The sequence below is a fragment of the Luteibacter sp. 22Crub2.1 genome (genome assembly GCF_900167995.1).
Lineage (GTDB): Bacteria > Pseudomonadota > Gammaproteobacteria > Xanthomonadales > Rhodanobacteraceae > Luteibacter > Luteibacter mycovicinus.
In genome coordinates this window covers 20,804-41,844 of record NZ_FUYT01000006.1, presented here as the reverse complement: position 1 = coordinate 41,844, position 21,041 = coordinate 20,804, and the positions used below count along the sequence as shown (strand labels likewise).

Genomic DNA, 21,041 nt, shown 5'->3' with positions numbered 1-21,041 from the left:
TCGGATACGTGTCCCGCTAGAAGGATCCGGCATGCGTCAGTGGATTATGGTTCTCGCCCTCGTCATGGCGCTCCCCGCGCACGCCGAGCTCACGCCCGAGCAGAAGCAGGCCCAGCAGAAGGCGATCGACAAGGATCTGAAGCGCATGAAGTACACCGGCCAGGAGACGCGCCGGCTTCAGGCGTCGATCCCGAACGGAACGCCCGGGCAGAAGCACGAGTACGGCAAGCTCGTGAAACAGCGCGACCAGCAGGCGGCGGGTACGCCATGGGATCGCGCGCGTTACCAGACGTTTCCGCCGTCCGAGACCATCAGTGTCGAGGCACCGCGAGAGACCTGGCACCCGCCGGGGAATGCGGAGATTCCGTATACGTCGTCAGGCAGGAGCCCGGCCGTGACGGAAGGCCTCGAAGCAAACCGCGTTGCTTGCAACTCCAGCAGTGCCGGGTCGGATGATGCGGTGTGTCAGGCGTTGTCGACGCGCTCGCAGTTCTAAGGTGGACGTGGCGAGCCGGATGAGCTTCTGCGACACGACACCGATTAATGTTAATCTGTTCCGACTTATTAATAATCTGATTATCGCATGCCGCATCCGATCAAGCTCGACGCCCTTCGGGATCTCGTGTCCAGTGGCGCAGTAAAGACCGCAACGATCCTAGGGGAGAAGGGGGGCTTTACAGTGCATGCCGACGCGGGAAACAGCGAGCGCGTACTGACCAATCGGGCGGGTCAGGTAAAGATGTTTGCCACGACCGATACCGCAGTGCGTGAACTCGCACGTGCCGGACTTTCGTCTTTTCTTGTGGATATTTCTCAGTATCAGAAGGGCTTGCTCCGCGCTCCGCGCACTGACGTTTCCGATCGCGCAAAACGCGCATCCGAAGCGCTTGAGCACGAACGCTGGTTCCGGGCGAAGGTGGACGAGGCATTGCAACAAGAGGAACAAGGCGTCGCGACGTGGCATGAGCATGCCGATGTCTGGGAGGATGTAAAGAAGGCGACGGCTGCGATGGTTGCAAAGCGAAACCTGGAGCCGGTGGTAGCATCGTCTCCCAGAATCGCAAAGACGCGTGGACGCAAAAAAGGAATTTAAGCTTGCTCATCTACATGGGGCTCGCCGTAAAGGACCTCATCAGGGCTGCTGCCCACATCGTATCGACTGGCCATCCCGATCCAGATGCCAAAATCTATCGTGTACTTCCGACGGCGCGAATGAAGAAACCTCGGCCACAAATCGGTATCGGCTGCGTGCGCCGTCCCCAGGATCAGCGACGACGCGTCTCCGGAGGCGCATCGTAAGTCACCGACTTCAATCCCTCGACCGATCGCATCGCATCCGCCAACGTTGCCAGCTGCTCGCGACGTACCGGCTTCGCAAAGAGAATCGTCACCACGTCATCGCCATCGGGCTCGCGACGCAGAATCGTTTTCGCAAATGGAAGATGCTGCTCTGCCAGCACGGTTTCGCAGGCTGACAACGCATTGGTCCCACTCAACCGTGCGGTAAGCCTCGGACGCGTCTTCCGCTTGCCCGTAAGCTTGCGCTCGAGCGGCTTGAGCAACGCCAGGATGATCCAGATGATCGCCGTCGCCAGAACGGCGGCGACGTAAAGCCCGCTGCCGGCGGCGAGGCCGACGGATGCGACGGCCCACAGGCTTGCCGCTGTCGTCAGACCACGGACGATCTGGTCGCGTTCGACGAAGAGGATGGTGCCCGCACCCAGGAAGCCGACGCCGCTGATGACCTGCGCGGCGATACGCGAGGGGTCGAGAACGACGTGTTCCTGGTTGATGACGTCGGCGAAGCCGAAGGCGGAGACGATGATCGCGAGAGCGGCGCCCACGCCGACCAGCATGTGGGTGCGCAGGCCGGCGGTCCATTCGAGGCGACCGCGGTTCACGCCGATGATGCCGCTGAGGATGGCGGCGGTGCTCAGGCGGAGGAGGAGGTCTAGCGGGTTCATCACGACACTATCGCGTGTCGGGGATCAATGAGCTGTGAGATGGGGGTTTTGCAAAGCACTGGCCCCGGTCATTGTGGACCGGGGTCAGGTTGCTTTCGTCAGCGGGGCTGGCTCCTACAGGCGCGCGCGGCGCGTCCGGGCTCAGTCCTGGAGAGGCGCGTCTTTGGTTTCACGGACGAAGAAGAGGCCGATGACGAAGGTCATCAGGGCGACCGCGACCGGATACCAGAGGCCGTAGTAGATGTCGCCTTTCCATGCGACCAGCATGAAGCCGATCGTGGGGACGAATCCGCCGAACCAGCCGTTACCGATGTGATACGGCAGGCTCATCGAGGTATAGCGGATGCGGGTCGGGAACATCTCGACCAGCCAGGCGGCGATCGGGCCGTAGACCATCGTGACGTAGAGCACGAGAATCGCCAGCAACAACACCAGCATGGGGTAGTTCGATTGCGCGGGGTCGGCTTTCTCGGGATAACCCGCGGCTTTGACCTGCGCGCCGATCTTCGCGGTGAAGTCCTTGTTCTGCGCGGTGAACGTCGCCTTGTCGAGCGAACCGCCCTCGAACGACTCGATGACCTCGTCGCCGATCTTCACCGTCGCCAGCGTGCCGACCGGTGCGGCCGCGTTGGTGTATGGAATACCTTTCTTGGCCAGCACGCTCTTGGCGACATCGCACGAACTGGTGAAGGTCTTCTTGCCGACCGGGTCGAACTGGAACGTGCAGGCATCCGGATCGGCCGTGACAACGACCGGTGCGGCAGCGGCAGCTGCTTCGACAGCGGGATTGCCGAAGTGCGTCAAGCCCCGGAAGATCGGGAACATCGTCAGCGCGGCGATCAGGCAACCGGCAAGCACGACGGGTTTGCGGCCTACTTTGTCGGATAGCCAGCCGAAGAACACGAAGAACGGCGTACCGATAAGCAACGCACCCGCGATCAGGAGGTTCGCCGTCGTGCCGTCGATTTTCAGGCTCTGGGTCAGGAAGTACAGCGAGTAGAACTGACCCGTGTACCAGACGACCGCCTGCCCCGCCGTCGCGCCGAGCAGCGCGAGGATCACGAGACGAAGGTTCTTCCACTGTCCGAACGCTTCGGTCAGTGGGGCCTTGGACTGTTTGCCCTCGGCCTTCATCTGCTGGAACACCGGCGACTCGTGCAGCTGCAGCCGGATGTAGACGGACACGCCGACGAGCACGGCGGAAATCAGGAATGGAATGCGCCAGCCCCAGGCTTCGAACGCTTCGGTGCCGAGCCCGAGACGCGTGCCGAGGATCACGAGCAGCGAAAGGAACAGACCGAACGTCGCCGTGATCTGGATGAAACTCGTGTACAGACCACGCTTTCCGTTGGGTGCGTGTTCGGCCACATAGGTGGCCGCGCCGCCGTACTCGCCACCGAGCGCCAGACCCTGGAGAAGGCGTAGCAGAATCAGCAGCACGGGCGCGGCGACACCGATCGTCGAATAGCCGGGCAACACACCGACCAGGAAGGTCGACGTACCCATGATGATGATGGTGACCAGGAACGTGTACTTGCGACCGATGAGATCGCCGATGCGACCGAAGACGATCGCACCGAACGGGCGGACGGCGAAGCCGGCCGCGAACGCAAGCAGCGCGAAGATGAACTGGCTGGTCTCGTTCAACCCCGTGAAGAACTGCTTGCCGATGAGCGCGGCGAGCGAGCCGTAAAGATAGAAGTCATACCATTCGAAAACGGTGCCCAGGCTGGACGCGAGGATCACGCGCTTGTGGCTGGTTCCGATGGTGCCGTCAGCCCTCAGGCCGCTTGCGGTAGTCGCCATGTCGGTCTCCGATCAGAACCGGTAATTGCCGTTGAGCGTGAACTCGTTGCCGGCGGTCTTCTGCCGACCGAGGCCGTTCGCCGTTGTCGAGTCGAGGTTGGCGTGAATCCACTCCACGCTGAAATCGAACGGGCCCGTGGTGTATTGCAGGCTCGCCGCCTTCTGTCGGTTCTTCAGCAAGCCCGGGGTATTGGCGGCACGCCAGCGGAGCACGTCGTCCTTGTCCGGCTTGCTCACCGAGGCGAACGCGTAGACCGTCCAGTGCGTGTCGAACTTGTAACCCGCCTGCAGGTAGCCGCCCTTGTCCTTGATGTCGCCGAACTGCGAGAGGTCGCCGAACAGTTCGCCGATCGCATTGCCGGTATAGACCACGCTCTTGAAGATGAACTGACCCGGTGTCCACATACCGCCGACTTCGACAGCCGTGCTCTTGAGGCTGCTCTTGATCGGCGTCGGAGTCAGGCCGTCGACACCGTGCAGGTCGACCTTGCTGTAGTGACCGGCGGTGAAGACCTGCCAGTTGCTGCCTTTCGCGGTGAGGCGCGCCTCGATCTGCGGCTTGAAGCCCGCATTGCCCGCGGTCTGGTAGTTCGTCGTCGCCGTCGCGCCAGGACCATTCCAGCTGCCCTGCAACACAGCCATGTCGAAGCGCCACCTGGTGCCTTCCGACCCGTGATTGAGGTCCTGCATCCAGACGACGCCCGGGAAACGCCAGCCGATCACGCCGCTGCCATAGCCGAGCGGAAACGCGATATGCGAGAGCGACTGGGGGATGTAGTCGAGTGGGAACATCAGGTCCCACATCTGGCCGATGCGGAACGTCGTGCCGGCGTTCGCGTTGGTGATGTCCATGTAGGCCTGACGCATCCGCAGTTCCGGCTGCGATCCGGCGTAGGCGCCGGTGCCGTTGAAGCCGCCGAAGAAGTCCATCTCGATGCGGCCGCTGCCAGCCCAGTTTTCGTTGAACTTCGCGCCAGTGAGATCCAGCCAGAAGCGCGTGTTGCGCACATCGACGCCGCTGACCCGGCCGTCGGCGCGGTTCGCTCCGCCGGCGGGAATCGGATACTCCGAGTTGGCGCCGTTACCATAGGTGTACGCCTTGTTCTGCGTGAAAGCACTGGCGTTGATGAAGCCATGCAGCGCGAGCGATACCCCCGGTGCGGTACCTGTCGTAAAGGCCGGTTTGGCAGGCACGGTGGCCACGACCTTCTCGACCTTCGTTACCTTCTCTTCGGTCTGTTGTGACTGGACCTGGGCGGCCTGCGCCGTCGTGGTGGCCTCGGAGGTCGCGGCTTTCTGCTCCTGGATCATCGCCTTGAGCTCGGCGAGTTGCTGCTCGAGCTGGTTCACCCGGGACTCGAGCTGGGCTTCGCGACTCGTGGTTTTCTTCGACCTGGTTTGCGCGTGGGCGAGGTCGGGAACGACCGCCATCGGCAGCATCAAGGCACAGGCGACACTCAGGGCGATGGCATTGCGGCCACCGGAACGGTTCGTCTTCATCATGGTCTCCCCAACCATTGGCAGGGCGAGCATGTGGCAGGCCCATCACGCGTGCCATTGGCCAAAGGTCGAACCTCGACCAAAGTCGTAGCCGCTTCGCAGCTTTATGTTGCGCCGCGAGGCTAAACTTCGGGCATAGCCACTACGCCATCGTCTCCAGGAGCATGCATGTCCGACATCCACCCGGTCGATCCCGCCTTCGCCGCCACCGCGCGCGTCAGCAAGGCCGACTACGACGCCATGTACGCCCGCTCCGTCCAGGATCCACAGGGTTTCTGGAAGCAGATGAGCGAACGGGTGGACTGGATCGTGCCGCCGACGAAGATCAAGGATGTCTCGTTCGACCCGGCCGACCTGCATATCCGCTGGTACGAGGATGGGCAGCTCAACGTGGCTGCCAACTGCCTCGACCGTCACCTGGAGGCGCGTGGCGACAAGACCGCCATCATCTTCGAGGGTGACGATCCGAACGAAACGCGTAGCCTTACATACAAGGAGTTGCACACCGAGGTCTGCAAGTTTGCCAACACGCTGAAGAACCTCGGCGTGGCCAAGGGCGATCGCGTACTGATCTACCTGCCGATGATTCCCGAAGCCGCCGTCGCCATGCTGGCCTGCGCGCGTATCGGTGCGGTGCATTCCGTCGTGTTCGGTGGCTTCTCGCCCGATTCGGTCGCTGCGCGCATCGCGGACTCGGGCGCCAAGCTGGTCGTCACCGCCGACGAGGGTTGCCGGGGTGGCAAGAAGATTCCGCTGAAGGCCAACGTCGACGAATCCCTGACCCGTCCGCGTACCAACAGCGTGGACACCGTGATCGTGGTGCGTCGTACCGGCGGCGCCATCAACATGCAGTCGCCGCGCGATCGCTGGTATCACACGCTGATGGAAGGCCAGTCCGCGGACTGCGCGTATGAGGCGATGAACGCGGAAGATCCGTTGTTCACGCTGTACACGTCGGGTTCCACGGGCCAGCCCAAGGGCGTGCTGCACACCAGTGGTGGCTACCTCGTCTATACGAGCCTGACGCACGAGCTCACCTTCGACCTGCGCGAAGACGATATCTACTGGTGCACCGCCGATGTAGGCTGGATCACGGGGCATAGCTACGTGGTTTACGGCCCGCTGGCCAACGGCGCCACCGTGGTGATGTTCGACGGCGTACCGAACTATCCGGACTTCAGCCGCTTCTGGCAGGTGGTCGACAAGCACAAGGTGACGTTGTTCTACACCGCGCCCACCGCTATCCGCGCGCTGATGCGCGAGGGCGATGCGCCGGTAAAGAAGACCTCACGCAAGAGCCTTCGCGTCCTCGGCACCGTGGGTGAGCCGATCAACCCCGAAGCCTGGAACTGGTACTACCGGGTGGTGGGGGAAGAACGCTGCCCGATCGTCGACACCTGGTGGCAGACGGAGACGGGTGGGTTTCTGATCACGCCGCTACCCGGCGCCACCGCCTTGAAGCCTGGCTCGGCGACCACGCCGTTCTTCGGTATCGTGCCGGCCATCGTGGATGCCGAAGGCAAGCCGCAGGAAGGCGCCGCAAGTGGCAATCTGGTCATCACCGATTCCTGGCCCGGTCAGATGCGCACCGTGTACGGCGATCACCAGCGTTTTGTCGACACGTACTTCAAGACCTACCCGGGCAACTATTTCACGGGTGACGGCGCCCGTCGCGACGAAGACGGGTACTACTGGATCACCGGCCGGGTGGACGACGTGATCAACGTCTCCGGCCACCGGATCGGCACGGCGGAAGTGGAGAGCGCGCTGGTCGCGCATCCCAAGGTGGCCGAGGCGGCCGTGGTCGGTTGCCCGCACGACATCAAGGGCCAGGGCATCTATGCGTTCGTCACCCTCAACGCGGGAGAGAACGGTGACGACTCGCTCGTGAAGGAACTGATCGCCGGCGTCCGCAAGGAAATCGGGCCCATCGCCGCGCCGGATTATCTGCAATGGGCACCCGGCCTGCCGAAGACGCGCTCGGGCAAGATCATGCGCCGCATTCTGCGCAAGATCGCCGAGAACCAGCCGGATCAGCTCGGCGACGTATCGACCCTGGCCGATCCCGGTGTGGTGAAGAGTCTGGTGGAAGAAAGGCTGATCAAGTAATTCGCATGTCCGATGTCATCATCGCCGACGACCATCCCCTGTTCCGCGATGCCTTGCAGCGCGCGGTGTTGGCCGCGTTACCCGACGCCACCGTGCACACGGCCGACAGCGTGCCCGCCTTGTTCGCGGTGATCGAGTCCGTGCCGGATGCGGACCTGTTGCTGATGGATCTGCATATGCCCGGCGCGCGCGGGTATTCCGCGCTCGCGCACATTCGCGGTCAGTATCCGGGCCTGCCCACCATCGTGGTCTCGGGTCATGAGGAAGCGCAGGTCGCGCGTCGTGCGCTTGCGCACGGTGCCTCGGCCTATATTCCGAAGTCCGCGGCGGTCGATCAGATCGTCGAAGCGGTACGCACCGTGCTCGACGGCGACGTGTGGCTGCCTCATCAGCTGGTCGGCGGTAATGTCGAACTAAAGCCTGACGAGGCCGACGTCGCCGCGCGCGTCGCGTCGCTCACGCCACAGCAGTTTCGCGTGCTGAACATGATTGCCGAAGGGTTGCTCAACAAGCAGATCGCTTATGACCTTGGGGTATCCGAGGCGACCGTCAAAGCGCATATGACGGCGATCATGCGCAAGCTCGGCGTATCCAACCGCACGCAGGTCGCTCTGGCGGCGAGTCATCTGGATGTGGAGAAGGAGGCGTTTCCCGGCGCCAATTAGGAGCGTCGCGCGCAGGGCGCGCTCCTACATTTATATGCATCGCACGCAAGGCGCGCTGCTCTTCCATTACGCCGCATTCGACCCTGCTCGCTTGGCCAATGCCACTAGCATCGCCCGTAACGCCGCCGGCCTCACCGGCTTATGCAGCAACGGATAGCCCAACGCCCGCGCACGCTGTTTCAACTCGGTACTCCCGTCCGCCGTCACCATCGCCGCCGGCGGCATCGGTGCGACTTTCGTTCCGATCAGCCGTAACGCCTCGAGCCCATCCATGTCATCGCTGAGATGGTAGTCCGCGAGAATCAGATCCACATGCGTTCTCGACAGGATATCGAGTGCCGTCGGCAAGTCGATCGCCACACGACAATCCACACCCCAGCGACCGAGCAACGCCTGCATCCCGTCCAGGATCGTCTCGTCGTTGTCGAGGCACAATACCGTCAATGGCAGCTGCTCACCGCCGCCAGGCCGCGCCATTGCCGGTGCGCGCTTACGCGACACCGACGCCGTGCGCGGTACCGTGATGCTGAAGCAGCTACCGCGTCCGACGCGCGAGCGCAGTCCCAGCGGATGCTCGAGAATGCCGGCGAGGCGATCGCAGATCGACAGGCCGAGGCCCAGTCCTTTTTCACCCCAGGGCGACGGTCGCTCGAGGCGCTGAAACTCACCGAAGATGCGTGCCTGCTGTTCTTCCGCGATGCCTGGGCCACTGTCCCAGACCTCGATGCGAAGATGTTCTCCGACATGGCGGACGCCGAGCAGTACGCCACCCGAACGCGTATAGCGGAGTGCGTTCGAGAGGAAATTCGCGACGATACGGCGCAGCAGCTGTGCATCGGATCGCACGGACAACGACGAAGGAACCACACGCAGCGTGAGGCCACGCTGTTCGGCTACGACGGCGAACTGCTGTTTCAGTGAGTCGAACAGATCGGCCAGTGCGAACGGAACGACCTCGGGGCGGTAGCTGCCCGCATCCAGCCGTGACACATCCAGTAGCGCGTCGAGGAGATCTTCGGCAGCGCGGAAGGATGCGTCGATGCGCTCGGCCAGTCCGGCCGCTTCACCATCCAGGCCAGGGTGTTGTCGCAATGCGGAGGTGAAGAGACGCGCGGCGTTCAATGGCTGCAACAGATCGTGACTCGCGGCCGCGAGGAAACGTGTCTTCGACGCGTTCGCCGCTTCCGCATCGCGACGCGCCATCGCGGTGGCGTTGAGCGCTTCGGACAGCTCGGCCGTACGGTCTTCGACACGCTGTTCCAGTGTCTCGTTCGCGTCGATCAGCGCCTGTTCGACCGACTTGTACGCGGTGACGTCCGTGAAGGTGGTAACGAATCCGCCGCCCGGTAACGCGCGTCCACGCATCTCGATGACGGTGCCATCGGGACGCACGCGTGAGAACACATGCGGTGAGCCCGCGCGCATATAGCGGATTCGTTTGGCGACGTGTTCGTCGACCTCGCCCGGTCCGCACTCGCCCAGCTCGGCGTTCCAGCGAATGAGATCGGCGACGGGAAGGCCGACGTACACCATCCCGTCCGGGTAGTCGAACAGTTCCACGTAGCGGCGATTCCACGCGACCAGACGCATGTCGCCGTCGACCACGCTGATTCCTTGCGAGACGTTTTCGAGCGTGGTGGCTAACAGCTCGCGGTTGAAACGCAACTCCTGCGATGCCTCGTCGAGCAGCGCCATCGCTTCGGCGATATCCAGGCCGGTACCGGAGAGGGCGCCCATGAGAATGCGGCGCGCGCTGGCGGCGCCGACGGCGCTGGCTAACAGTCGCTCCGTGAACTGAATCAATGGTCGATCGGCGGCGTCCGACGGGGTGAGGGTGACACCGTGGCGCTCACCGTACTCGTGGAAGGCACGTGCGGTAACGCGGTCGCCGACGATGCGACCGGCGATCGTACCGAGGTCGCGAACGGTGACACGGCCGCGCCAGTCGCCCGCGCCACCGACGCTGCGCACGAACGGGTCCACGAAGAGCGCCGCATGCAGGCGTTCCGCCACGCTGGGTCGAAAACGCAGCGAGATGAAGACGAGGCAGCCGATATTGATCAGCAACGACCAGAACGTGCCGTGCGTCACCGGCTCCCATCCGGTCAGGTGGAAGAGCTCCGTCGGCTTCAGCCAGCCGATGCCGAACGGACCTTCTTCCATCCACGGCGTGCCGAGCCACCCCGCACGCGTCATTGCCGGTAGCAGCAGGGTATAAGCCCAGACGGCGAAGCCGGCGAGCAAGCCGACCTGCACGCCCGTGCGACTGGCACCGCGCCAATAGAGCGCCGACACGATGGCGGGAGCGAACTGGGCGACCGCGGCGAACGACAGCAGACCGGTCGCGGCAAGGTTCTCGGCGTCCGCGATGATCCGATAATAGATGTACGCAAGCGCCGCAAGGCCAACGATCGCGATGCGGCGGATCAGCAGCACGGTGTTCGACAGATCGCCACGTTTCTCGAGGTCGAGGCGACGGATGCGCAACAGCGCGGGCATGACCAGGTCATTGCTGATCATCGTCGCGAGGGCGACAGCGGCGACGATGACCATGCCGGTCGCCGCGGAAAACCCGCCAACGAAGGCGAGCAGCGCCATGCCGCTATCGCCCAGCGCCAGTGGAAGATTCAGCACCCACGCGTCCAGGTGCCCACCCCGGACCTGACTCAGGCCCATGCCGGCGCTGACGATGGGAAGCACGGCGGCGGAGATCAGGATCATGTAGATCGGGAACAGCCATCTTGCACGGCGCAGATCGCGTGGATCTTCGCATTCGACCACGCCGATCTGGAATTGACGGGGCAGGCAGAACATCGCGCAGAAGGCGAGCAGGGTCTGTGCGACAAACCCGGGCGGCAGGCTGCCTTTCTCGATCTGGAGCACCGGCGCGCGAAGCGTTTCCTGCAATCCGGGACCATGCATGCAGGCATAGATGCCGATGGCGACGAAGGCCAGCAGTTTGACCAGCGACTCCACCGCGACGGCGAGCATCATGCCGTGGTGGTGCTCCGTGGCGTCGATGTTGCGCGTACCGAAGAGGATCGCAAAGACCGCGAGGAGGGCGGCACACCATAACGCGGTGTCGCCGAACCACCATGCCGAGTTACCGGCACCGAGCACGGCAAACGACATCGCCACGGCTTTGAACTGCAGCGCGATGTACGGAATGATCGCGACGACGGCGATGATGGCGACGAGCGCGGCGAGACCGTGCGACTTGCCGAAACGCGCGGCGATGAAATCGGCGATCGAGGTGATGTTGCGCTCGCGCGCCACGAGAACGAGACGCTGAAGCAGGCCGAATCCGAAGACGAACAGCAACAGCGGACCGAGATAGATCGGGAGGTAGGAGAGGCCGGACCGCGCCGCGGTGCCGACCGCGCCATAGAACGTCCACGACGAACAGTAGACAGCGAGCGCCAGGCTGTAGACGAGCGGGCGCAGTCGGGGCTGACGGGGATACAGTGGCCGCCGGTCACCGACGTACGCGATGACGAACAGCAGCCCCACGTACAGAAGGGCCACCAGCAGCAGAAGCCAGCCTGCGATCACGAATGGTGCTCCCCGGTTTGCACAGGTCGATTCTAGGGCTTTGCGGCGACCGTTGCAGGACTTGCTCCAACGCCCGATACGAAGCAGCATCGTCGGAATGACGTCGCCACTCTCCGTTCCTCCGTTGCACGACGATGAGATCCATATCTGGCATGGGTCATGGGCCGGTGGTGCCGGTGAGGCGCATTTCGCCGAACTGCTCGCGGCATACGCCGGACCAGCCGCTCCTCGTATCGCGCGCGCTGAACACGGCAAGCCGTATTTTCCGGCTCCCTTCGACACCCTTGGTTTCAGCTGGTCGCACAGCGGTGACGTCGCCGTTCTCGCGGTCGGAAGGGGCCCTGCCGGTTTTCAGGTCGGCGTCGACATCGAGACGATCCGGCCCCGCGCCCGGGCGCTCGAGCTGTCGCGTCGTTTTTTCGCGGCCAGCGAGACGGCATGGCTGGAGACGCTGCCTTCAGCGAACCTGCTGTCCGCCTTCCTCGCGCTGTGGACGGCCAAGGAAGCGGTGCTAAAGGCCCACGGAGGCGGCCTGTCCTACGGTCTGCATCGCGCGGCCTTTGAGATCGTCGGCAACTGCACGCACCCGAAGGACTTCGACGGCGACATAGCACCCGCGCGGGCCTGGCAGGTGCATCCGCTCGGGCGCGCCGGCGGAACGGTCGCCGCGGTGGCCTGGCGCGGCGGTGAACGCTCGATCCGCGTCTTCACATCTGCGCTTTGAACCTTTTCCCCGCGAGCCGTGTCTCAGTTACGTGTGTGTGCGTGACCGTGGAGTGCGCCACAGGGATGTGGCGAGTTATGCTGGGAAGACAGTCATTACGCACGTCGCAATGGTGGCGTGCGTTTTTTTTGGACGGTCGATGACACTACTCAGCGTAAACCTGAACAAGATCGCCGTGCTGCGCAATTCGCGCGGCGGCAACGAGCCCGATATCGCCACAGCGGCGCACACCTGCATCGAGGCAGGTTGCGGCGGCATCACCGTGCATCCGCGGCCCGACATGCGTCATGTCACGCCAGCCGATGTCCGTGTCATCGCCGGTCTGTTGCGGGGACGCGTCGAATACAACATCGAAGGCAATCCCTTTGCAGGCCCACGCGGCGCTTACCCGGGTCTCCTCGAACTCGCCCGGGAAGTACGGCCGAATCAGGTCACACTCGTACCGGATGGCGACGGTCAGATCACGTCGGATCACGGCTTCGATCTGACGAAAGACATCGAGACGCTCAAGCCCATCGTCGCGGCGTTTCGCGAGATCGGTTGCCGTGTCAGTGTCTTCGTCGACGCCGGGGGAGAGGGCTTTGCCGAGGCGGCAGCCATCGGTGTGCAGCGGATCGAGCTCTATACCGGGCCGTACGCCGAAGCGTTTGCCGAGGGCGATGCGCGGAGGCAGCTGGCTGCGTTTTCCGACACGGCGCAACGTGCCCAGCAGGCCGGCCTCGCCGTGAACGCCGGGCACGATCTGAGCCAGGCAAACCTGGGCACGTTCAAGTCGGCGATTCCCGGCCTGGCCGAGGTGTCGATCGGGCACGCGCTGATTGGTGAGGCGTTGTATCAGGGGCTTACCAATACGGTGAAGGCTTATCTCGAGATCTTGTCCTGAGGCGGCTGGAATCGCCAGCAGGGCTGGCTCCCTACAGGAGCAAAAAAAAACCCCGCCGAATGGCGGGGTTTTTCGTCTAACCGGACAGACCCTGGATCAGTTCGAGTTAACGAAACCGATCTTGGTCAGGCCCTGGCCCTTAGCGTCGGAAAGCACGCGAGCCACGACCTCGTACTGTGCCGCGTCGTCCGCGTCGATCTGCAGTTCCGGCTGGTTCGACTGCGTGGCGATCACCGCGATCTGGGCCTTGAGGCCAAGCTCGTCAACCGGCGTATCGTTCCAGTACAGCGAGCCATCCTGGCGAATCTGCAGCCGGACGGGATCCGGCGGATTCTCTGGGTTCTGCACGTTCGGGTTCGGCTGCGGAAGATCGATCTTGATCTTATGCGACAGCATCGGCGCCGTAATCATGAAGATGATGAGCAGAACCAGCATGACGTCGACGAGCGGCGTCACGTTGATGTCCGCCATGGGACCACCAGAGTTGCCTGAGCTGAATGCCATGTTCGTTACTCCTTGCCGGTCGACATGAAGCCGACGTGGACCATACCGGCTTCCTTGGCATCGCCAAGGATCTTCTTCACCACCTTATATTCGGTGGTGCGGTCCGCACGGATCTGGAGTTCCGGCTGCGGCGACTTCGCCGCCGCAACCGCGAACTGAGCCTTCAGTTCAGCCTCGCTGACTTCACCGTCATTGAGGAAGTACGTACCGTCCGGCTTGACCGCGAGATCCATCGGTTCGACCGGGGTGTCATCCTTAACGTTCGGATTAGCCTTCGGCAGATCGATCTGGACCTTATGGGACATCAGGGGCGCCGTGATCATGAAGATGATCAGCAGAACCAGCATCACGTCGACGAGCGGCGTGACGTTGATATCTGACATCGGACCGCCGCTGTTGCCACCGCTGGACATAGCCATGGGTCAGCTCCTTACTTCTTGACGACGACCGGCGCCGTACCTTCGACGCGAGCGCCGGTGGCGAAGAAGTCGTGCAGGTCGTGCGCGAATTCGTCGAACTTGGCGTAGGTCAGGCGGTTGGAGCGCATGAAGAAGTTGTATGCGAGCACGGCCGGGATAGCGGTGAACAGACCGAACGCGGTCATGATCAGAGCTTCACCGACGGGACCGGCAACCTTATCCATCGACGCGGAACCCGAAGCGGCGATACCGATAAGCGCGTGGTAGATACCCCACACCGTACCGAGAAGACCGATGAACGGGGCCGACGAACCGACCGTGGCGAGCAGGGTCAGGCCGCCTTCCAGACGCAGGCTCTCGCGAGCCACGGCCTGGCGCAGAGCGCGGTCGATGAATTCCGAACGCGACAGCGTCTCGGCGAGGCGACCGCCAGCAGCCTGCTGGTGGTGAGCAACGGCCGAAGCGGCGTCGAGCGCGATCTTCGAGAACGGTTCGCCCTTCGGCTGCTCTTCGAGCATACGGATGGCTTCCTGCGTCGACGAGGTGTTCCAGAAGCCCTGGATGACCTTGTCGGCGCGCGCACGCACCATGCTGTTACGGATGAAGTTGGCGACGATGAAGTACCACGAGAGCACGGACATCGCGACCAGCACCACGAACACGATCCAACCGAGCGGATCGAAGTTGTGGATAAGGTGATCGAAGCCCATCTGCTTGAGGGCGTCGGCGTTGGAGTTTTGACCTGGCTGTGCAGGCTGAGCGGAGGTGTCTTGCAACATAACGCTACCCTTGGGAAGTCAAGCGTGAACTTAAAAGATGTAAGTGTGGGGGCTTACAGCTGGTTTAGGTTGAACGTAACGGGGACACGTGCATAGCCTTCTACAGGTTGGCCGCCTCGTTTACCCGGGTTGAATTTCCAGTTCCTGGCCGCGTCTTCTGCTGCCTTGTCCAGTTCGCGGAAACCGCTCGACTGATCGACTTTGACATCCTTCGGCGAACCGTCGACACCAACGAGAACCAGAAGTACCACCGTACCTTCGTGCCGCTGACGCACCGCCTGAGGCGGATACTTTGGCGGGTTACGCTGACGGTACGACATATCCGCGGTAGCTGCGATATCTGCCGGCGGAGCTGGCGGCGCGGGAGGCGCCGGCGGCGGTGCCGGAACAGGGTTCGAGCTCGCCTCTTCAACTGCCGGCGGCGGTGGAGCCGGCGGCGGCGGAGTCGGCGGCGGCTTCACCTGCTGAATGATTTTCGGCGGCGGCTGCTTGGGTGGTTCCGGCGGCGGCGGCGGCGGAGGGGGCGGGGGCGGCGGCGGCTCGATAAAATCGACCTGCACAACCTTCTCCTTCTGCTTTTCCTGCGTCTTGGGCGGCGCCATAGGCGCAACAAGCACAAGGAAAGCGAACGAGTGCAGAGCGATGGCGACTGCCAACGCGCTGGTGCGCCCCCAACTAAACGGCGCTTGGCCGGTTGATTCGTTACTTGAGGCCATCAGTCACTATCAAGAGCTAATCAAGCGGAAGTGAGCCCGCACTGCTGAGTCCGACGTTCGGCATTTGACATTGCCGAAAACGCAGGTTTCTGCAAGCGGAAAGATATGCAAGTTACACCAGCATATGGCGTTTGTATAGCGCCTGAAGGGAGGATTTATGACGCTTGAAAATCCCCACTCCCGGCACTTTACAGACGCTTACTTGGTGTTGTTTGCATTTTTCAACCAGGCGTTGGCCTTGGCAGACGTTTCAGGGTCCTGCGCCGCGAGCTTCATGTCCGCGATAGCACCCTGCTTGTTCTTCTGACCACGCTTGGCTTCCGCGCGCACCATATAGGCCTGGCCTTTATGCTGAACGCCCTTGCTGATGGCATCCGTCACCGACTTCTCAGCGGCGGCGTATTGATTCTTCTGCAGCTGGAGGCGCGCCACGCTGAGCGTGACCTCACCATCCTTCGCGAGCGGGGCGGCCTTCTGGTAGGCAGCGAGAGCCGCGCTCTCGTTGCCACCGGTGATGGCGGCGTCGCCCTGGAGCTTGTAGACCTCAGCCGACGGCTTGACGATGCCCTTGGCCAGACCATCTTCGAGAACCGCCTGCGCCTTCGACGCGTTGGCTTCCTGGCGGTCGGTATGGTCCTGACCGTCGATCAGGTAGACCTTGGCGAGATTGATGTAGAGCTTCTCGTCCTTGAACGCGCCGGCGGCACGGCCCTTCTCGAGCAGCGCGATCGCTTCCGGATACTTCTGCGCCTGGATCAGCGAGGAAGCCGCGTTCTGCATCGCGGTGGGGTCGTTCGGATTCTTGGCGAGTTCGGCCGAGGCGAGCTCGGCGGCCTTGTCGCCCTGGCCCGTCTCCGCATAGCTGGCGGCAAGGATCTGGTCCCACGAACCCTGCGGCTTCGCGTCCGGCATCGACTTCGCCTTGTTGATGGCGGCGATGGCTTCCGGATACTTCTCGAGGCGGTAATCGATGTTGCCCTCGAGGCCGTACGAATCGGCGGTTTCCTTCTTGCCTTCAGCGCGCCATTCCTGCAGCGACTGCAACGCCGGAGCGTACTGCTCGTCGGCGACGAGGAACTGGGTGTACATGTACTTGAGCTGGAAGTACGTGTCGTTCGGCATGACGCCGATATCGAGCGCCTGCTTGAGCGTGGTGATCGCGCCCTTCACGTCGCCGTCGTTGTACTTCATGTTGGCGAGGCCCTGAAGAGCGAGCGCCTGCGCGTACTTGCTGCTGGTGGCCGAACCGTCAGCCAGCGGCGTCAGGATCTGGGTGGCCTTCTCCTTGTCGCCGTTGTTGGCGGCGTCGAGGCCCTCGTTGATGGCCTTCTGGTCCTTCTCGCTCTTGAGGTCGAGCTTGGGCTCCGTACGCGTGGCGTTCGGATACAGCGCTTCTTTCTTGTCCTTGGGCGCCGCGTCTTTGGCAGAGACTGCGCCAGTGGCGAGGGAAAGAGCGACCGCCGTGGCGAGCGCGAGCTTTGCGAAGGAACCCTGTTTCATCGAATGACCTCAGGCTGTAGGACTCGGCGCACAACAAGCAGCACCGGGGGACTACAGAGGTTAACCCGATTTCATTCCTAAGAACAAGTCGCAGTGCGATAAAAAAGAAGAGTCAAAACAATGACTTGTTATATGTTTGTTGGCGCGGTGCAAATTCGCCAGCCTTTCGGCCCTTGAAAACGGCGTTTTCGTCTTTCCTCGGAGCGATGCCGCGTCGCGCAAAAAAGAAGAGCCCGGTCGCATCGCTGCGACCGGGCTCGACATCGGCAAGGGCGACCGTGGATCAGATATCCAGGTTGGCGACCTTCAACGCATTCGATTCGATGAAGTCACGACGTGGCTCCACCGCCTCGCCCATCAGCATCGAGAACATCTGATCCGCGGCCACCGCGTCCTCGATACCCACCTGGAGCATGCGGCGCGTTTCCGGATTGACCGTGGTTTCCCAGAGCTGCTCCGGATTCATTTCACCCAGACCCTTGAATCGCTGGATGGAACGACCCTTCTTCGCTTCGTCGAGCAGCCAGTTGCGCGCATCGGCGAAGTTGACGATGCCCCGCGAAGCGTTACCGCGGCGGACGACGGCACCCGGCTGAATGCGCAGCTCGGTCAGCTGACGCGAGATTGTCAGGATGGCCCGGAACTCGACGCCGCCGAAGAACGACTGCGGCATGATCCAGGTGTGGCTCAGGCCGTGCTGCATGCGCTCGACTTCGATGGCGGCGCCCTGCTCGTTAAGCGCGGGACGGAAGCGAAGCGCGTAAGTCGGCTTACCCAGCCCGCTGGCACTCAGACGCTTGGCAACGGCATCCAGCCAGGCCTGCATACCCGACGCATCGGCCCAGAGCCCCTCTTCCATCGGCGCGTGTTCGATCATCGCGGTAAGGGACGCGGTGTCGAAACGGTGGCTCAGGCGGGCGATCTGATCGAGCGCCGACTGGTAGTCGTGCAGGAGCTTCTCGAGCGTTTCGCCGTTGACGCCAGGCGCGCCCTCTTCCGGTGCCAGCGACGCATTGTCCACGGCGCCCGAGATCAGGTACTCGTTGAGGACGACGTCGTCCTTGATGTACATCTCCTGCTTGCCCTGCTTCACCTTGTACAGCGGCGGCAGGCCGATATACACGTGGCCGCGCTCGATGAGCTCCGGCATCTGTCGATAGAAGAAGGTCAGAAGCAGCGTGCGGATGTGGGATCCGTCCACGTCGGCATCGGTCATGATGATGATGCGGTGGTAGCGCAGCTTGTCCGGGTTGTACTCCTCCTTACCGATGCCCGTACCGAGCGCGGTAATGAGGGTGCCGACTTCCGCGGAGGCGATCATCTTGTCGAAGCGTGCCTTCTCGACGTTGAGGATCTTGCCCTTCAGCGGCAGCACGGCCTGGGTGCGACGGTTACGGCCCTGCTTGGCCGAGCCACCGGCGGAGTCTCCCTCGACCAGGAACAGTTCGGACAGCGCCGGATCCTTCTCCTGGCAGTCGGCCAGCTTGCCCGGCAGGCCGGCGATATCCAGCGCGCCCTTGCGGCGGGTCATCTCGCGAGCCTTGCGGGCCGCTTCGCGGGCGCGGGCGGCGTCCACCGCCTTGGAGGCGATGGCCTTACCTTCCGCCGGATGCTCCAGCAGGAATTCAGCGAGCTTGTCGTTGACGACCTGCTCCACCGCTGTCTTGACCTCGCTGGAGACCAGCTTGTCCTTGGTCTGCGATGAGAACTTCGGATCCGGCACCTTCACGGAAAGAACGGCGATCATGCCCTCGCGCATGTCGTCGCCTGACAGACCGACCTTGGCGTTCTTCGCCAGACCTTCCTTCTCGATATAGCTCTGCAGCGTGCGCGTCAGCGCGGCGCGGAAACCCGTGAGATGGGTGCCGCCGTCGCGCTGCGGGATGTTGTTGGTGAAGCAGAACATCGTTTCCTGGTAGGCGTCCGTCCACTGCATGGCCACCTCGACGGTGATGCCGTCGGCCGTCTCGGAGCTGAAGCTCACGACATTCGGGTGCAGTGCCGTCTTCAGCTGGGCCAGGTGCTGGACGAAGGACTTGATGCCGCCCTCGTACGCGAAGATGTCCTTGCGATCGTTGCGCTCGTCGACGAGCTCGATCGTGACACCGGAATTCAGGAACGCCAGCTCGCGGAGACGCTTTGCGAGAATGTCGTAGTGGAACTCGATGTTGTTGGTAAACGTGGCCGGACTGGGCAGGAAGCGCACCATGGTGCCCCGCCGCGTGGTGTCGCCGAACGTGGCAATGGGAGCCTGGGCCTCGCCGTGAGCGTATTCCTGGCGGTATTCCTTGCCGTCACGCCAGATCGTCAGCCAGAGCTTCTCGCTCAGCGCGTTCACGACGGACACGCCAACGCCGTGCAGGCCGCCGGAGACCTTGTAGGAGTTCGCGTCGAACTTGCCGCCGGCGTGAAGCACGGTCATGACGACTTCGGCGGTCGAGATGCCCTCTTCCGGATGAATCTCGACCGGGATGCCTCGACCGTTATCCGAAACCCCCACCGAGCCGTCCTGGCCGATAACGACGGTGACGTAGTCGCAATAGCCTGCCAGCGCTTCATCGATGGCGTTATCGACGACTTCGAAAACCATGTGGTGCAGGCCGGTGCCATCGTCGGTGTCGCCGATGTACATGCCAGGGCGCTTACGAACGGCGTCCAGGCCCTTGAGGACCTTGATGCTGCCGGAGTCGTACGCGTTCGAATGGGTCGGATCGAGAGGTTCGTTCATGCGATGCCTGGTGGTGGCGCCAGAGTGCGGCCCCGATGCGGCGCGGAAGCGTCGGGACAGTCGGACGATTATAGCAAAGCCGTGACGGCACCCTGTTCCACGTGGAACACGGTGACCGGTTGTACCGAAAGGGCGGCAGGGATCTCCGTTCCCGTGACGAAGACCTGAGCGTCGCGGCCGAGAAGCTGCGCGACTACCCACTCTTGATGGGTACGATCGAGCTCAGATGCAAGATCATCGAGACATATGACGGGCCATTCGCCGCGGATGTCGGCGTGAAGCGAGGCCTGTCCCAACAGGCACGCCAGGGCGCACAGCTTCTCCTGCCCTCGCGACAGGTGTTCCCGTAGCGGGGCGTGTTCAAAGGTCACGGAGAAGTCCGCCCGATGGGGTCCTACGGTGGTGTGACCGCGCGCCAGATCCCGGTGGCGCCGGTCCGCCAAGGTAGAAAGCAGATCCGCCGCGTCGTCCCAGCCAGGCTTGTAACGAATGGTGAACTCGCCCAGCTCCGGCAGGACGTTTCCCATGAAACTGCGAATGTGTGGAAGCAACCGATCGATATAGCCGCGACGGAAAGCGCTGATTCCCTCGCCTGTCGTAGCAAGCTCGGCCTCCCACGGCTCGATCCATGCCGCCTCAATCGGGCCCCCGGCGCGAAGAAGAGAGTTCCGTTGTTTGAGCGCGCGCTGGTAACGACGCCACTGATTCACGAACGCGTGTTCCACGTGGAACAAACCCCAGTCGAGGAAGCGGCGGCGTTCGTCCGAGGCACCAGCGATCAGATCGTGCGAGCCCGGTTCGAAGCAGACCACGGCACATTCCTGGACAAGGCTGCCTAACGAGGCGGCGGCATCGCCGTCCACACGCGCTTGCCAGCGGCTGCCCTCACGCCCCAGCCCCAGACGCCGAACCCGGTCGTCATTGCCCCGCACCTCGGCAAACACCGACAACGAGCTCGCACCACGCTGGAGAAGAACATCACGGGAGCCGGCACGAAACGATCGACCGTGTGACAGCAGGTAAGCCGCTTCGAGCACACTGGTCTTGCCGGCGCCATTGGGGCCGACAAACACGTTGATGCCGGCTGCGGGAGTCAGTGAAACCCCTTCGAGGTTTCGCAATCCGGCAACCCTGAGTGACTCGAACTTCATGCTGCCCTGCTTTTCCTGGCCATGCGTCGAAACGAACGACG

At 62.9% G+C, this 21,041-nt stretch carries 17 protein-coding genes; 6 read left to right on the top strand and 11 right to left on the bottom strand.

Annotated elements, in window-relative coordinates; all coding sequences use genetic code 11:
* Window positions 1–31 precede the first annotated feature (31 nt).
* Together B5X73_RS07425 and B5X73_RS07420 are read left to right on the top strand one after the other, a co-directional pair.
* Window positions 32–496, top strand: a complete 465-nt coding sequence (locus B5X73_RS07425; RefSeq protein WP_079521154.1) for a hypothetical protein — start codon at window positions 32–34, stop codon at window positions 494–496.
* 87 nt (window positions 497–583) lie between these two features.
* A complete protein-coding gene (locus tag B5X73_RS07420; protein ID WP_079521153.1) occupies window positions 584–1,093 on the top strand; it encodes a hypothetical protein in 510 nt (169 codons plus the stop codon).
* Window positions 1,094–1,265: 172 nt separating this feature from the next.
* Here B5X73_RS07420 and B5X73_RS07415 read toward each other — a convergent pair whose 3' ends face one another.
* The 3 genes from B5X73_RS07415 to B5X73_RS07405 all read right to left on the bottom strand — a co-directional run bounded on the left by B5X73_RS07415 (window position 1,266) and on the right by B5X73_RS07405 (window position 5,270).
* Entirely contained in the window at window positions 1,266–1,964 is a 699-nt protein-coding gene (locus B5X73_RS07415) for an MgtC/SapB family protein (protein WP_051943134.1), read from the bottom strand.
* Window positions 1,965–2,105: 141 nt separating this feature from the next.
* Entirely contained in the window at window positions 2,106–3,770 is a 1,665-nt protein-coding gene (locus tag B5X73_RS07410) for an MFS transporter (protein ID WP_079521151.1), read from the bottom strand.
* Between the two features lie 12 nt (window positions 3,771–3,782).
* Window positions 3,783–5,270, bottom strand: coding sequence for a porin family protein (locus B5X73_RS07405; RefSeq protein ID WP_079521319.1), 1,488 nt, complete (start codon window positions 5,268–5,270; stop codon window positions 3,783–3,785).
* Between the two features lie 168 nt (window positions 5,271–5,438).
* Here B5X73_RS07405 and acs point away from each other — a divergent pair, with 168 nt between their 5' ends.
* Both acs and B5X73_RS07395 read left to right on the top strand, forming a co-directional pair.
* Window positions 5,439–7,379 (top strand): acetate--CoA ligase, encoded by a 1,941-nt coding sequence (gene acs / locus B5X73_RS07400; RefSeq protein ID WP_079521150.1) that lies wholly within the window; start codon window positions 5,439–5,441, stop codon window positions 7,377–7,379.
* A 5-nt stretch (window positions 7,380–7,384) separates the two neighbouring features.
* Window positions 7,385–8,044 carry a response regulator transcription factor gene (locus B5X73_RS07395; RefSeq protein ID WP_036109056.1) on the top strand — a complete coding sequence of 220 codons (660 nt, stop codon included), beginning with the start codon at window positions 7,385–7,387 and terminating at the stop codon, window positions 8,042–8,044.
* Window positions 8,045–8,110: 66 nt separating this feature from the next.
* On the opposite strand, the gene B5X73_RS07390 is transcribed toward B5X73_RS07395, so the two are convergent.
* Window positions 8,111–11,596, bottom strand: coding sequence for a hybrid sensor histidine kinase/response regulator (locus B5X73_RS07390; RefSeq protein ID WP_176167766.1), 3,486 nt, complete (start codon window positions 11,594–11,596; stop codon window positions 8,111–8,113).
* Between the two features lie 97 nt (window positions 11,597–11,693).
* On the opposite strand from B5X73_RS07390, the gene B5X73_RS07385 reads away from it, so the two are divergent.
* Both B5X73_RS07385 and B5X73_RS07380 read left to right on the top strand, forming a co-directional pair.
* Complete coding sequence (locus B5X73_RS07385) at window positions 11,694–12,320, top strand: 4'-phosphopantetheinyl transferase family protein (RefSeq protein WP_079521148.1); 627 nt, start codon at window positions 11,694–11,696, stop codon at window positions 12,318–12,320.
* A gap of 139 nt (window positions 12,321–12,459) precedes the next feature.
* Window positions 12,460–13,203, top strand: coding sequence for a pyridoxine 5'-phosphate synthase (locus B5X73_RS07380; RefSeq protein WP_079521147.1), 744 nt, complete (start codon window positions 12,460–12,462; stop codon window positions 13,201–13,203).
* Window positions 13,204–13,299: 96 nt separating this feature from the next.
* Here the strand turns inward: B5X73_RS07380 and B5X73_RS07375 are convergent, their stop codons facing one another.
* The 7 genes from B5X73_RS07375 to recF form a co-directional block, all read right to left on the bottom strand.
* Complete coding sequence (locus tag B5X73_RS07375) at window positions 13,300–13,707, bottom strand: ExbD/TolR family protein (protein WP_036109046.1); 408 nt, start codon at window positions 13,705–13,707, stop codon at window positions 13,300–13,302.
* Window positions 13,708–13,712: 5 nt separating this feature from the next.
* Window positions 13,713–14,126, bottom strand: coding sequence for an ExbD/TolR family protein (locus B5X73_RS07370; RefSeq protein ID WP_036109042.1), 414 nt, complete (start codon window positions 14,124–14,126; stop codon window positions 13,713–13,715).
* An 11-nt stretch (window positions 14,127–14,137) separates the two neighbouring features.
* Window positions 14,138–14,905 (bottom strand): MotA/TolQ/ExbB proton channel family protein, encoded by a 768-nt coding sequence (locus tag B5X73_RS07365; RefSeq protein ID WP_036109039.1) that lies wholly within the window; start codon window positions 14,903–14,905, stop codon window positions 14,138–14,140.
* A 53-nt stretch (window positions 14,906–14,958) separates the two neighbouring features.
* A complete protein-coding gene (locus B5X73_RS07360; RefSeq protein WP_036109037.1) occupies window positions 14,959–15,621 on the bottom strand; it encodes an energy transducer TonB in 663 nt (220 codons plus the stop codon).
* Between the two features lie 198 nt (window positions 15,622–15,819).
* Entirely contained in the window at window positions 15,820–17,121 is a 1,302-nt protein-coding gene (locus tag B5X73_RS07355) for a tetratricopeptide repeat protein (protein ID WP_079521146.1), read from the bottom strand.
* Between the two features lie 283 nt (window positions 17,122–17,404).
* The gene (gene gyrB / locus B5X73_RS07350) at window positions 17,405–19,849 is read right to left on the bottom strand and encodes a DNA topoisomerase (ATP-hydrolyzing) subunit B (protein ID WP_079521145.1); all 2,445 of its coding nucleotides are present in this window, start codon (window positions 19,847–19,849) and stop codon (window positions 17,405–17,407) included.
* A 68-nt stretch (window positions 19,850–19,917) separates the two neighbouring features.
* On the bottom strand, window positions 19,918–21,000 hold the full coding sequence (gene recF / locus B5X73_RS07345; protein ID WP_079521144.1) for a DNA replication/repair protein RecF: 1,083 nt from the start codon (window positions 20,998–21,000) through the stop codon (window positions 19,918–19,920).
* Window positions 21,001–21,041: the final 41 nt, after the last annotated feature.

What these genes read in the sequence shown, in the direction of transcription:
- recF (WP_079521144.1), bottom strand. Translation starts at nt 21,000, where the DNA reads ATGAAGTTCGAGTCACTCAGGGTTGCCGGATTGCGAAACCTCGAAGGG.
- B5X73_RS07410 (WP_079521151.1), bottom strand. Translation starts at nt 3,770, where the DNA reads ATGGCGACTACCGCAAGCGGCCTGAGGGCTGACGGCACCATCGGAACC.
- acs (WP_079521150.1), top strand. Translation starts at nt 5,439, where the DNA reads ATGTCCGACATCCACCCGGTCGATCCCGCCTTCGCCGCCACCGCGCGC.
- B5X73_RS07425 (WP_079521154.1), top strand. Translation starts at nt 32, where the DNA reads ATGCGTCAGTGGATTATGGTTCTCGCCCTCGTCATGGCGCTCCCCGCG.
- B5X73_RS07415 (WP_051943134.1), bottom strand. Translation starts at nt 1,964, where the DNA reads ATGAACCCGCTAGACCTCCTCCTCCGCCTGAGCACCGCCGCCATCCTC.
- B5X73_RS07395 (WP_036109056.1), top strand. Translation starts at nt 7,385, where the DNA reads ATGTCCGATGTCATCATCGCCGACGACCATCCCCTGTTCCGCGATGCC.
- B5X73_RS07405 (WP_079521319.1), bottom strand. Translation starts at nt 5,270, where the DNA reads ATGAAGACGAACCGTTCCGGTGGCCGCAATGCCATCGCCCTGAGTGTC.
- gyrB (WP_079521145.1), bottom strand. Translation starts at nt 19,849, where the DNA reads ATGAACGAACCTCTCGATCCGACCCATTCGAACGCGTACGACTCCGGC.
- B5X73_RS07365 (WP_036109039.1), bottom strand. Translation starts at nt 14,905, where the DNA reads ATGTTGCAAGACACCTCCGCTCAGCCTGCACAGCCAGGTCAAAACTCC.
- B5X73_RS07360 (WP_036109037.1), bottom strand. Translation starts at nt 15,621, where the DNA reads ATGGCCTCAAGTAACGAATCAACCGGCCAAGCGCCGTTTAGTTGGGGG.
- B5X73_RS07380 (WP_079521147.1), top strand. Translation starts at nt 12,460, where the DNA reads ATGACACTACTCAGCGTAAACCTGAACAAGATCGCCGTGCTGCGCAAT.
- B5X73_RS07355 (WP_079521146.1), bottom strand. Translation starts at nt 17,121, where the DNA reads ATGAAACAGGGTTCCTTCGCAAAGCTCGCGCTCGCCACGGCGGTCGCT.
- B5X73_RS07375 (WP_036109046.1), bottom strand. Translation starts at nt 13,707, where the DNA reads ATGGCATTCAGCTCAGGCAACTCTGGTGGTCCCATGGCGGACATCAAC.
- B5X73_RS07420 (WP_079521153.1), top strand. Translation starts at nt 584, where the DNA reads ATGCCGCATCCGATCAAGCTCGACGCCCTTCGGGATCTCGTGTCCAGT.
- B5X73_RS07385 (WP_079521148.1), top strand. Translation starts at nt 11,694, where the DNA reads ATGACGTCGCCACTCTCCGTTCCTCCGTTGCACGACGATGAGATCCAT.
- B5X73_RS07370 (WP_036109042.1), bottom strand. Translation starts at nt 14,126, where the DNA reads ATGGCTATGTCCAGCGGTGGCAACAGCGGCGGTCCGATGTCAGATATC.